Annotated in this window: 10 protein-coding genes, 1 tRNA gene and 1 pseudogene; 7 read left to right on the forward strand and 5 right to left on the reverse strand. The window is 46.6% G+C overall.

Features of this window, described 5'->3' with window-relative positions; translation table 11 throughout:
- Positions 1–49: 49 nt before the first annotated feature.
- Positions 50–1603, reverse strand: a complete 1554-nt coding sequence (gene leuA, locus A5320_RS00330) for a 2-isopropylmalate synthase (protein ID WP_068059466.1) — start codon at positions 1601–1603, stop codon at positions 50–52.
- Between the two features lie 503 nt (positions 1604–2106).
- Between leuA and A5320_RS00340 the strand changes: the two genes are divergently transcribed.
- Positions 2107–2193 (forward strand) — tRNA-Leu (locus A5320_RS00340).
- A gap of 44 nt (positions 2194–2237) precedes the next feature.
- Here the strand turns inward: A5320_RS00340 and A5320_RS22195 are convergent.
- Positions 2238–2751 (reverse strand): annotated as a pseudogene (locus A5320_RS22195) (IS5 family transposase); the annotation flags it as partial.
- Between the two features lie 123 nt (positions 2752–2874).
- Between A5320_RS22195 and A5320_RS21850 the strand changes: the two are divergent.
- A complete protein-coding gene (locus A5320_RS21850) occupies positions 2875–3105 on the forward strand; it encodes a hypothetical protein (RefSeq protein ID WP_157605553.1) in 231 nt (76 codons plus the stop codon).
- Positions 3106–3940: 835 nt separating this feature from the next.
- Here A5320_RS21850 and A5320_RS00350 read toward each other — a convergent pair.
- Together A5320_RS00350 and A5320_RS00355 are read right to left on the reverse strand one after the other, a co-directional pair.
- Positions 3941–5035, reverse strand: a complete 1095-nt coding sequence (locus tag A5320_RS00350) for a hypothetical protein (protein ID WP_231916626.1) — start codon at positions 5033–5035, stop codon at positions 3941–3943.
- A gap of 98 nt (positions 5036–5133) precedes the next feature.
- A complete protein-coding gene (locus A5320_RS00355; protein WP_068059479.1) occupies positions 5134–5337 on the reverse strand; it encodes a hypothetical protein in 204 nt (67 codons plus the stop codon).
- Positions 5338–6215: 878 nt separating this feature from the next.
- On the opposite strand from A5320_RS00355, the gene A5320_RS00360 reads away from it, so the two are divergent.
- Together A5320_RS00360 and A5320_RS00365 are read left to right on the forward strand one after the other, a co-directional pair.
- Positions 6216–7445, forward strand: a complete 1230-nt coding sequence (locus A5320_RS00360; RefSeq protein ID WP_068059567.1) for an adenosine deaminase family protein — start codon at positions 6216–6218, stop codon at positions 7443–7445.
- Between the two features lie 549 nt (positions 7446–7994).
- Positions 7995–8189, forward strand: coding sequence for a hypothetical protein (locus A5320_RS00365; RefSeq protein WP_068059482.1), 195 nt, complete (start codon positions 7995–7997; stop codon positions 8187–8189).
- A 209-nt stretch (positions 8190–8398) separates the two neighbouring features.
- On the opposite strand, the gene A5320_RS00370 is transcribed toward A5320_RS00365, so the two are convergent.
- Positions 8399–9181 (reverse strand): PEP-CTERM sorting domain-containing protein, encoded by a 783-nt coding sequence (locus tag A5320_RS00370; RefSeq protein WP_068059485.1) that lies wholly within the window; start codon positions 9179–9181, stop codon positions 8399–8401.
- A 369-nt stretch (positions 9182–9550) separates the two neighbouring features.
- Between A5320_RS00370 and A5320_RS00375 the strand changes: the two genes are divergently transcribed.
- Genes A5320_RS00375 through A5320_RS00385 form a run of 3 tightly spaced genes read left to right on the forward strand, consistent with a single transcriptional unit; the run spans position 9551 to position 12899 of the window.
- Positions 9551–10969 (forward strand): sensor histidine kinase, encoded by a 1419-nt coding sequence (locus A5320_RS00375; RefSeq protein WP_068059488.1) that lies wholly within the window; start codon positions 9551–9553, stop codon positions 10967–10969.
- Complete coding sequence (locus A5320_RS00380; protein ID WP_068059491.1) at positions 10966–11544, forward strand: hypothetical protein; 579 nt, start codon at positions 10966–10968, stop codon at positions 11542–11544. Before A5320_RS00375 ends, A5320_RS00380 begins: the two co-directional genes overlap by 4 nt.
- Before the next feature lie 2 nt (positions 11545–11546).
- Complete coding sequence (locus tag A5320_RS00385; protein WP_068059494.1) at positions 11547–12899, forward strand: sigma 54-interacting transcriptional regulator; 1353 nt, start codon at positions 11547–11549, stop codon at positions 12897–12899.
- Positions 12900–12915: the final 16 nt, after the last annotated feature.

The following is a 12915-nucleotide window of genomic DNA, read 5'->3' on the forward strand; positions in this document are numbered from 1 at the left end:
TATTTCTATAATCGTTTTAATACTGGATTTGGTAATGAATTTAACCGGGTTACGCCTGACGCCGTGCTTGCTTCACGGCATCAATACGTTTACTGCGTTCAATCAGGTTGAGTACGTGCACATAGGCCAGCACCGACGAACGGACAATATCAGTGGCCAAACCGGCACCGTGATAACGACGCCCCTCATATTCAGCGATGATATCGACCTGACCCAAAGCATTTTCACCTTCGCCTTTGGCCTGTAAGTTGTAATCGACCATCTTCACATCTAATTTGGCGACCCGGTGGATGGCCGAAAATGCCGCTTCGACCGGGCCATTGCCGGTGGCAGCTTCAGTGAAGACTTCACCGCCGGCTTTGATGCCAACAGTGGCGCTGGCGACGTGGCCGGTGTGGGTGCTGGAACTTAAGAATTCTAATTTGTAATGCTCGTCGTCATCCTGCAAATTCTGGAAAAACACCAGCGCTTCTAAGTCGTAATCAAACACGCGGCCTTTTTGGTCGGCCAGTGCGATAAAAGCAGCGTAAATCTGTTCTAAATCATAATCTTCCTTGCCGTAGCCCAATTCGGCCAAGCGGTGTGAAATCACCGCACGGCCCGAGCGTGACGTCAGGTTCAGTTCGTTCTGGCGAATACCGACCTGCTCTGGTGACATAATTTCATAAGTGTTTTGCGCTTTTAACATGCCATCCTGGTGAATGCCGGAGCTATGGGCAAAGGCGTTCTCGCCGACAATGGCTTTGTTCGGTTGAATGGGCATATGGCAAATCTGGCTGACCAAATGGCTGGAGCGGTAAATCTCAGTGGTTTTAATGTCGGTGTAAAACGGCAATACATCGGCGCGGGTTTTGATAATCATCGCCACTTCTTCCAGCGAACAGTTCCCCGCACGTTCGCCAATGCCATTGACGGTACATTCAATCTGCCGCGCGCCAGCCTGAATGGCGCTGATGCTATTAGCGACCGCTAAACCCAAATCGTTGTGGCAATGCACGCTGATAATCGCCTGATCGATATTTGGTACTTTGTTGCGCAGGCCAGTGATGATCTGGGCAAATTCATTTGGAATGGTGTAACCCACGGTATCCGGAATATTAATGGTGCGGGCACCGGCTTTAATCGCCGCTTCGACAATCCGGCATAAATCATCAATTGGCGTGCGGCCGGCGTCTTCACAGGAAAATTCCACATCATCAGTAAAACGACGCGCTAACTGAATCGCTGCAACGGCTTGTTCGGTGGCTTGTTCTAAAGTGCGGCGTAATTTGTATTGTAAATGCAGCGGCGAGGTGGCGATAAAGGTATGAATACGGCGGCGTTCGGCGTCTTTTAATGCGGCACCACAGGCTTCAATATCTGCGCTGACGGCGCGCGCCAGGCCACAAATAATCGGCCCTTTGACGCTTTGGGCTATGGCTTGCACCGATTCAAAATCGCCAGGTGAGGACACCGGAAAACCGACTTCCATCACATCGACGTTTAATCTGGCAATAGCATGCGCCAGCTGGATTTTCTGCTTATGGCTTAAGCTGGCGCGCAGTGCCTGCTCGCCGTCACGTAAGGTGGTATCGAAAATCCAGATTTTGTCTTGGCCGCTCATAGTTTGTTCCTCGTTCGCTGATTTTTTATCCCGTTATCAGACCTGGAGGTAACAAAAAACCCCGGCCTGTGGCTCGGGGTTTTTGCTGGTTCCGGTAAACGCGTGTTACCAATGCACAAAACCCCGTGGCCTGAGTAGGAGCACGAGGAGGTTGAGAATAATTGCGTTTAAACGGGTATTCATTGTCATAAGAGTTTTCTTAAAAATTCTGGTCAAAACTGCGTCAGATGCGCGGATGTCATTAGTAATAACATGGCAATTTTGGAAATGCAACAGTATAGATGGCCAAACCAGATGGTTATCTTCTGAGCGGTTTTACTGATATAGCCCATTTGTGTAGCCAGATCAGCGGCTTTGGTCAGAACAGATTTGACGCTGTGCTGCATAAAAAAACAACAAACTCGCTGGTTTTGCAGAATAATGACAAAAATAACATGACAATTGCGCCTGCTGCGGCTTAAAATGCTCGCCGTTCTGCCAAGTGCTCCTGCACACGCAACTCTGCCCGGGTGGTGAAATCGGTAGACACAAGGGATTTAAAATCCCTCGCTCGAAAGGGCGTGCCGGTTCAAGTCCGGCCCCGGGCACCATTTCTGCATCAAACTAGGGTCTGTTGATCTTTGTTGTTCACAAATCAACTTTGCCACATACGAAACCGCATAAAACAACAGACCAGCGCCAGCATGCTGACGTAATTCTTCGCAAGTTTTTCTTAACGCGTAGCAATGGCCCGATAGTGTTTTAATCGGACGAACGCATTCTCAACCAGATGGCGATATTTGTATAAACTCCAATCACCATTACCAACTTTCGAATTTCGTTTTCTCTGCATTATTGGAATGGCTTTTTTGTTGCGCACAAGCTCACGTTACCGCTCGCTATCGTAGCTTCGGTCAGCAATGACACGAACTGCATCTGGTAATTTTTCAATTAATTCAATGGCTGCTTTGCAGTCATGAACTTCTCCACCCGTCAGGATGAATTCTATTGGTAGCCCGTAGCTATAAACAGCCAAATGTATCTTCGTAAAGTTGCCCAGACTTTTCCCAATATTCATCTTCTGCTGTACATCCGTCCGCAGCATGCTGGTGCGCTTTGATGATGCATTAATCGATAAGTTCACTTTCTAAATCAGTATCTTGCCTGAGGGATCCCTACAAATGTGGTAGTTAAAACAAATAGTTAGGCGAGAAGGGGACATTCACGGCAGTTCCTGCTCTGATCATTCGCCAAAATAAATTTAACCGAAACATGCCATAAACGTTCAAAACATGCTCGCCGATTTCCTCTCGTTTATCACCCTCCAAAACATCCAAAACATCCACAACACCAGAATGGCTTCACTTTGTGCATCATTGCAAAGTTTGGTGGCCAACGGCAAAAGCATAGTGACCGCCATTGGACGCGGAATTCAAAGTGCTGCCACAGAAAAATCTTGTATTAAACGAGCCGATCGCCTGCTGAGTAATGAAGCTTTCCAAGACGACATTCCGTTGATTTAGCGGCACTAACTAAAGTATTAGTTAAAACAAAACAGCCACTTATCTTGGTTGACTGGAGTAACTCCGACAATAAAAAAACGTCATTTTATCTTGCGTGCCAGCTTGGCTCTTGAAGGGCATTCGTTGACTTTGCTGCAGGAGGTTAAGGGGGTTGTGGATTACAACAGTCCGATGGTACATCAGCACTTTTACGCCGTCTTAAAGCGAGCGTACCGACTGATTGCAAACCAATTATCGTCACCGACGCCGGTTTTAAGATGCCATGGTTGGGATTATATAGTGTGGGTACGTGGTAATCAGGCACTGCAATTGCCAGGAAGCTACATAAGTGTGACAAACATAAGTCTTATAAAGTGCCATGATTACTGGTCATAGCGCATTTAACTGATTATCTTTTAAAAATATCAAAGTGTTACAACACCAGAATGTAATTTGAAGAATGCTTTCGTGATCAGAAATCCAGATGTATGTTCTTGGAGGTAGCGCGCATCAGATGTGAAGTATTGAACGACTTAAAGCATTACTGGTGCTTGCGGCACTGGCCAATTGGCTTGGGGTTACGGTAGAAGTCAGTGGAAAACATGGTACGTTGCAGGCAAACAGCATCAAACACCGGCGGTTAGGATGTCGCCTGGCACGAATGGCTATCTAAGCGCGGGATATCCAGGCTGTTATTAGGCAAATCATGTCTTGAACAGACAAGTGAGATTAGAATAATGTTAAATCGGTAAGTTGTTGATATGGTTGTATGTTTTATGGGTGTGCGTCACGTTAGCAGTGTCAGTGAACACTGCCTATATCGTTATTAAGGTTCTGATAACAGCCAGTGTTGCTGTTACTTTAGTTTTTGCTCTTTAATATAGTTAAGCAGATGCTCGAATGCTTCATTCACGGCTTTTGGAAGTTCCCAGTCCACTTGATTCCAATCAATGCCACAGTCAAGTTCCAGCAGGTTTTCTGTCAGGATAAATTTCATCAGTTCTGGCGATTCGACAGTTCCTAAACGATAACGTTTTTTCTTCTCGACAGTCACTGGGGTTTTAATATTGTTAAGAATGTCTTGAATTTTTTTATTAACTGCTCTTTTGTGCTCCACATTCAGGATAGTCTGGCCGGTTTTTTTGCGGATGCGCTGCTCTTCGCTAAGTACGATTTTCTTCATCGCGATAAAAGGCAACGAATTGCCGTTTTGAAAAGCCTCAATCACGGCCGGATATCGCGTCAGCACGTTGTAGTTGTCAAAAGCTCCCATGGATATGCCTAACAAACTGGCTATTTCCCGAACTGTTAGTCCTTTATTCTCGGTTCGTTGTCGCATTGCACTTAACGTTTCCAGTTCAAGAATTGCTTCTTGAAATGCCTGCAGTTTACCATACTGTGGTAAATCTTCGCGGCTGGCGTTTTCTTGAAATTGTTTAGTGCGTGGTAACGATGGTTTTTGGTTGTAAACTTTAAAGTGCGCGGCGCCGTCAATGCCGTTGGCGTAGAGCATCGCGAAAAAACGGCGGTGGCCAGTCAGCAACTGGTAGCTGTTGTCATCGAGTGGATAAATAGTCGGAACCTGAATCAGCTCAGAGACGGATACGTTTGCTGCCAATTCAATGATAGATGCAATACTGGCATTGGCTTTTTTCCAATCGAAACTGCTGCTGTGAAAGCAGTTCAGAATACAGGATTTGCCAATCACAACTTGATCGCGGCAATCCAACCGTTCGATCAGTTGTGCTTTTGACAGCCTTTTAGTTGCGATCTGATAAGCAAGCTGGTCCGGTACTATTACGGCTGGGAAGAAACGGGCATTTTTCTGGTCAGGTTGGATGCGGTTCAGAAAAATTGACTTGTATTCATACGGCTGCTCAATGAGAATTTTGGAAAAATCCATACGATTCAGTTCGGCAGTTAGTTTCTGTTCCAGGGATGGGCCACTCAATAGTTTTCTCCACTCATTTCATAAGATTTATAAGTATTTTAGAGTGAGTAGTCTTTGGCAGCAAGCAATCTGGCTGCCAAATTAAGGAGGAGTAGGGCTTAATGCAGGTCGACAGGACTTGAACAGAGCGTAAGGGTAGGCAAATCTCCGAGCAGAGATAATTTTTTTGCGACATTTTCGTCGGTAAGGTAATTATTAAATACCAACTGTGGCTCGATGTGCAACCCCTCCAAACCATCTTGTCGGCCTTGCAGATATGCATCTTTGTATAGTTCACGTAATAAATTTGATAATTCATCCATGTTTATTGCCTATATTGTAGTTGTAAATAACTGATGGATTTGAACTGTTGATACTGACCAGTAAACGCTTGAATTAGTGTTAGGCGCAGGTTCACCGCTACAAAAATGCTATCAATCGCGCTCGATAAAGATCATACCAAAGGTTGATAAATTTATTATATTTACGTTATATCGCCAAATGTAACAAAATTGAAGCATTGCAGGGCCATGTGTAATCTGAATACTTTTGGTAAGCCGCAAAGCGGTTTTATGTTGCCTGTGTTGCTGCATAGAATCATCTGAAGTTGATTGCGTACCGGGTGTCCTTGGACTGCGTCAGCGATTTTCTAATTTGCAAAGTGGCCAGTCGACGCACTGTATATCGTACGCGGCGCAGGTGGCCAGGCATCCGAGACGACCGGAACAAGTTGAACAGTTTCCGAGCCACAATTTATGTTTCGAAGTGAATTCTGCAGATCATTTACGACTCTGACTACATTACCAAACCGAACTTCAACCGGGCTCTTAAACAACAAGCAGGGATCTCGCCCAGCATTTACTGAATCCAGAATGCAGAACCTGCCATAGCGACAGCTCTTTTAGCGAGTGTGTTCATCGCAAGTGAAATGCCAGTACCGCAGGGAATACAACACTTGCTATTGATTTGGGAAAAGATATAAAGTCCCGCCGAAATGACGTCATGCTGTGGCGCAGAACTCATTTGAGTATGCTATTGCAGTTGTTCTCGCTGCGAACGACGTCACGTCAAGGCAGGGTATTTCTGCTAACGAGCTAGGTAAAACCGTGCTGCTTTGAGCTATCCCCGACGGTTTACTATCGCGCATATCGTGCCTTGCTGCTATAACTAACACCAGTTTTACCAAGATATGAGTGTGCCAATGCCCCATTATTCCGCTGATTTTATTAAAGAAATGCCTAAGTCTGACCTGCACTTGCACCTTGATGGCAGTTTACGGTTAGAGTCGCTGATTGAGATGGCCAAACGCAGCCAACTGACATTGCCTTCCAATACTGTCGCTGGTTTAAAAGAGTTGGTATTTAAAGAGTCCTACAATAACCTTGGCGAATATCTGCATTGCTTCCAATACACCTGTGGTGTGCTTAGGAATATGGAAAATCTGGAACAAGCTTCCTACGAGCTGGCGATTGATAACCAGCTGGAAGGCGTCAATTACATCGAAGTACGATTTGCTCCGCAATTGCTGATTGATTTACCGGCCGGCATTACTTTTGACAAAGTAATGCATGCGGTGAATAACGGCCTGAAGCGCGCCCAAACTGAATACAATCAGCAAGCTGTAGTAATTGCCGGCGACAAACCACCTTTTGCTTACGGCATTATCAACTGCGCGATGCGGATGTTTGGCGATAAAGGCTTTTCTCCTTATTACACCAACTTGTTCCAGCTAATGCGTGATTTTGAGCCGATGCAGGTGATCAAACTGGCTGCGATGGAACTGGTGCGTGCCAGTGTGCGGTTACGCGATGAAGAAGGAGTGCCGATTGTCGCGCTCGATTTAGCCGGGCAGGAATCGGGTTATCCGGCGCATAATTTTAAAGAAGTGTATGAGTATGCTCATCAGCACTTTTTATTAAAAACTTTGCATGCCGGTGAAGCCTACGGCGCTGAGTCGGTGTTTGAAGCCATCACCGAATGTTATGCCGACCGAATTGGCCATGGTTATTCGATGTTTATGCCGGAAATGATCCGTGACCCCAATATTCTCGATAAACAAAAATATATCAAAGAGTTAGCTTCTTATATCGCCGATAAACGCATCGCCATTGAAGTATGCTTAACCTCAAATCTGCAAACCAACCCGGCCATTACCGATATCAAACAGCACAAACTGCGCGATATGCTGGAAAACCGTATCGCCACAGTCATTTGTACCGACAACCGTCTGGTGTCGAATACCACTGTTAGCCGCGAATATCAGCTAGCTGTTGATAACTTTGATATTCCGCTGAAACGCTTAAAAGACATCGTCGCTTACGGTTTTAAGAAAAGCTTTTTCCCCGGCAGTTATGTCGAAAAACGCGAATACGCCAAACAGTGTCTGGAGTATTTTGACAAAGTCGCGCGTAAATACGGTTTTATCTATTAAACAGTCGATGTTGCGTGCTGAGTGATTTGAACAATTTAGATTCTGATGTAGATCACTCGATAAACAGCCTCGCTCTGCGGGGCTGTTTGCTATCTGTCACTCGAATATTCTCTGACGGCTTCGCACGAAGTCGCAATAGGGTGAATTTCAGCCTGAAATAGTCATGGTTAAGTCATTGATTTAAAATTTAAATTTTAAATAATCTTCCACCCAGCCAAAACTGTCGCAAAAGAGATACAGTCTAAGTTGTTGAATTATATAGATATTAAAAATACCCCCAGATCGCTGTCTCTAATTAGCAACAGATCCTCAGCCTCAACTCAGTAGCAGTACCGAGTATTCTGATGTTTACTTTCTTAAGCTATTGAAATAAAACGATTATTATTTAATTCAAAAAGTTGGCACAAGCCGTGCATTAAACAGATTGTCCAGGTAAATAACGCAAGTGATACAGTAGGTTCCACTTCCGTTTTTTACCTGATGAAGCGAATCAGTGAAGTTAAAATTTTAAAGTCCAGCTGAGGCTGGCAACATGAGAAGAGGCACACCATGGACACATTTTTAATCGCAGCAGCAGTATTTTTCGCGGTCAATGCTTTTGTGTTTGTTACTTACTTACGCAAAATTGATGTAAACGGTACCGCCGTTCGTCAGCTGGAAAAAGCACAATTTGCGGATGCTTACAACCGTCAGTCAGCTAAAGTACGTAAAGCCCGCGCCGCTGGTGTTGCTGCCCGCGCATAATAGTTTCAAATCCCTTCAGGGTCGGTTTCATCACCGGCCCTTTTTTTATGCCCAGAAAAATGGACGACACGTCGAAAATGCCAGGAGCATTTTACAGTCCTGTAAAGATCTAACGGCGGTGCTCTTACATCGTTATTCTTTGCCGAATTGCGCCCAATAAAAAACCTCTGTTGCAGCAGAGGTTTTTTCTATGTGATCTAAAACTGAATTTAAGCCCGGCGGCGCGACCAGCCAAAAGCCGCTAAAGCGAAACCAAATAGTGCAATGGTGCCTGGAGCTGAAACTGTCCGATCCACACCAGCTACCTGGATCACCAGGTTATCAATTTCAAAGGCATAGCTACTTGAGGTAAAGACCAGTTTGTCGAATTGCTCGTCTTCACCGAAAAACAAATTGACGTAGCGGTTAGTGCTTGGATTGGACTGATCGCCGGAGTTCCCCCCAAATTGCAGGATGTCAGCGCCGTTTAACTGAGTTTTATTCAAAGCTGAACCATTGATGCTGGCAATGTTGATAGCGACGCCTTTTGAATAAAAAGTAATGTCGTTATAGCCATCAATGGAGCCCCAATATAAACCTAAATAATTGATTTTTTTACCAGGTAAATTGGTCGCAAGAAAATTGGTCCAATCGATAGTGACAGAGTTTTCGCTGGCGATACTGCTCAAACTTGCCGGGCCTGCGGCATAACAAGTTGTGTCATTCGCCGGAGGTGCTGCCAAGCCAGGACTCAGACCTTCTGCCAGCCAATAATTACCAGAGACTTCAATACCTTGCGCTGCTGAGTTAACTGCGCAGCCACCTTGGCCATCATCAAAAGTTTCGTTAAAAATACCCAACGCCGGATTAATTTCGTTGGTTGGTGTTAAAGCGCTGGTTAAAAAGGAGCCATCTCCTGGGTTCACGCCGCCGAAGGTAATGACAACTGCCTGCGATGAAAAGCTGAATGCTGCTACGGTGCTCAGTATTGCGGTTTTCAGTAATGCTTTCATTCGATGATTCCTAAATTAGTATTTTCACAACAAAGCTGAAACGCAAACTTAATGCCAAACTTGCGTAAGCTCTAAAACACTAATTTAAACAATTGCTTATTTATTGCTGTCTGATTTTTGAACAAGTGGTTGTATAATTATTTGACAGTATGGGCATGGCTGTTTGTTTGACGTTGATGGCGCAAGAGTGCAGCTATTGATGTCGTTGTGCTGTTGTTGGATTAGATCCTCGCCCGACTGAGTTTGTTGAAGCCACCACCAACAACTGCAGCTGTCTGATGAATCTCGTTGGGGCTGTTGCATTAATCCGTTATGATAGAAAGCGATAGTCCTCGTTACTGCCGTATGAAGTCAGGAGATCCCATCGTTATGCGTATGCCTTTTCAGCCTGCTTCTTTGCGGCAATTTATCCTGCTGAGTTTTTTTCTGGCGTTAATCCCGCTTGCAGTATTGTTGTGGCAAAGCAACAGCGCATTGTCCGACGTGAGTCGATATGCGGTTGCCGAAGCTGAAACTTCTGTTGGCAGCGTCAAAGTCACTGAAAATATGCAAAATGTAGTGATAGACATTGAACGGGCGGTGCGCCAGTTCAGTATTTTGCGCACTGACGCCTTAAGCCGGCTGGCCGGTACTCATATTCAAAATTATCAGCAGATGCTGGATACGTTGTGCCAGAGTCTCAATGCCAAAAATTTATGTGAACAGCAACAGCGGCAAGTCGCGGTATTGCTGCAGATTTACCTGCAAAGCAGTATTGAAGATTTATCGCCGTTATTACTACAAATCCGTCAGCAACAAGGGCAACTGACCGAACAAACCTGGAATTTACTGGAAGAACGGCTGCAAGCGCAGCAAAGTTACGTGGTGGCGGCGCAAAACCAGCTGGCGTGGCAGAGCGTCGCGCTGGTGATCCTGACGTTATTGCTGGTGTTGTGGGCGTCTGCGCGCATCGCCTCGCCGATTAAACAGCTTGATACCATGATCCGTTCTATCGGTCAGGCCAGTCATCATTTCCCGAATGAACAAGTGGAAGGCCCGCGCGAACTGACTGAATTAGGTGAGCAACTGCGCTGGTTGGCGTCACGTTTGCAGCAGTTAGAAGCGCTGCGGCTGATCCTGCTGCGGCATGCTTCGCATGAACTTAAAACACCTTTGTCCAGTATTAAAGAAGGTTGTGCGCTATTATCGGAACAAGTGGTGGGTATGCTGAACCCGCAGCAAAAAGAAGTGGTGACTTTATTAAGCGGCAGTGCTGATCGCTTAAGTCAGCTCACTGAACAACTGCTCGATTACAACCGGTTATTACAGCAGGCAAAACCGGAGTTCGCCTGGCATGACAGCCAGCAATTGTTGCAAAGTTGTTTTAATGACCACGCTTTATCATTGCAACAGCGTCAGCAATACATCGAACTGGATTGTCAGCTGCCGCGGCTGTATACCGACGCCATGTTGTTCCGGCGTATTCTGGATAATCTGATTAATAATGCCCAGGCATATGGCGGACAGTCGAGCCCGGTGTGGGTGGTGCTGCGGCCGCACGATAAATTTATGTTATTAGACGTCGCGAATAATGGCACGCCGATCCCGGCGGAAATGCGGGCTAAACTGTTTGAACCATTTCAGCGTGGTACAGCGCCACGTTTTGACGCCATTCAGGGGTCGGGTTTAGGACTTTCGATCGTGGCAGATTGCGCCCGTCTGTTGGGCGGGCTGGCCGAAATTGTGGATGTGAATTATGCAGATGTCTGTATTCGCATTCGATTACCTATGGTTGAGGATTCGTTATGAAGTTATGGTCTGTACTGGCTGGCAGCTTGTTGTTAGCCGGATGTCAGGGGACTCCGGTGTCATTACCTGTGATAGTGAAACCAAAACCTGAGCCGGAGAAAGTGGTGGAATTACCACGACAGGCACCTGAGCCAGTGAAGCCGGCACTTGCAATCAGCGATGATGTGGCAAGCCTGACTGCCTGGAGCGAGTTTCGTGGTGAACTGCTAAAAATGACCGCCAAACAACGCGACAATCTGAGTAAAAACCTACAGTACGGTCCTGTGGTGTCATTGCAGCAGCTACTAATCCGCATCCATCCGGACAATCCTTATCCGGTACGCTTTAAAGCACAAACCCAGCTTGGCGAACAGCTGAGTCTTTTACCTGCCGGGCTGGCCGAGATGTTGCGTTGGGATCATGCCTATAACCAAAAATTACTGGAATCCGAATCTGCGGTCAAAGCATTGGGCCGATTAAATGGCCAGCAGCAAGATAATCTGGAACGTTTACAGAAGCAAAATGCTGATCTTCAAAAGAAAATTGATGCACTGACCCAAATCGAAGCCAAGTTGAATCAAAGTGGCGGAGGTTAAGGATGAGCGGAAATAACGCCCGATTATTACTGGTTGACGATGATCCGAGTTTATTGCGGCTAATGACTTTACGCCTTGAAGGTGAAGGTTATCAGGTAATTAGTGCCGATTGCGCCGAAACTGCATTAACCATGTTGGCTAAACAACCGGTGGATGTGGTGCTGAGCGATTTGCGGATGCCCGGCTTAGATGGCATGGCGCTGTTTGATGAAATTGCCAAACGAAACCCCGGGTTACCTGTGGTGTTGATGACCGCTCATGGTTCTATTCCGGAAGCCGTTGCTGCGACCCAGCGCGGTGTATTTGGTTTTTTAACCAAGCCGCTGAACAATGTTGAACTGCGCGATATTCTGCAAAAAGCAGTGCATCAGTCGCACGTGCCAAGCAAAGACGAATGGCGCCAAGCCATTGTTACCCGCAGTAAAGGTATGGATCAGCTGCTGGAGCAGGCCTACCGGGTGGCGCAGCGCGACGTCAGCGTGTTGATCACCGGCGCCAGTGGTACCGGCAAAGAGTTATTGGCCAAAGCCATTCATCAGGCGAGCCCGCGTGCCCGTCGCAACTTTGTGGCGATTAACTGTGGTGCCTTGCCGGAGCATTTGCTCGAGTCCGAACTATTTGGTCATGCCAAAGGTGCCTTTACCGGTGCGGTCACCGAGCACGCAGGTTTATTTCGGGAAGCCGATGGCGGCACTTTGTTCCTCGACGAAATTGGGGATATGCCACTACCGCTGCAGGTGAAATTGCTGCGCGCACTGCAGGAGCGGCAAATCCGCCCTGTAGGCAGTGCCAAGTCAATTCCGATTGATGTCAGGTTGATTTCCGCTACCCACCGCGATTTAAAACAAGCGATGCAGGAACAAAGCTTCCGTGAAGATTTGTACTACCGATTGAATGTGGTGAATCTGCAGCTGCCAACATTACGCGAACGGGCCGAAGATATTCCGTTATTAGCGCGGCATGTACTGGCGCAAAGTGGTGAGCGTCATCATGTGCAGGTGAATCGTTTTTCTGAAGATGCGATGCAGGCGTTAGTTACAGCACAATGGCCGGGTAATGTGCGGCAACTGGTGAACGTGGTCGAGCAGTGTGTGGCGCTGACCAGCAGCCCAGTGATTAGTTTAGCACTGGTTGAACAGGCACTGGCACAAAACCGTAGTTTCTGGCCGACGCTGAGCGAAGCACGTGATCAGTTCGAGCGGCAGTATCTGGTACGGGTGCTGAAAATGGCGGAAGGCAATGTCACGCGCGCGGCGGAACTTGCCGGACGTAACCGAACGGATTTTCATAAGCTTTTGAAAAAACATGAATTAAGCGCGTCACAAGTGTCAGAGCAAGGTGATGAGCCAGAATAACTGGCCTTATTTAGTA

Origin of the sequence: Rheinheimera sp. SA_1, from assembly GCF_001669775.1 — a bacterium.
Lineage (GTDB): Bacteria > Pseudomonadota > Gammaproteobacteria > Enterobacterales > Alteromonadaceae > Pararheinheimera.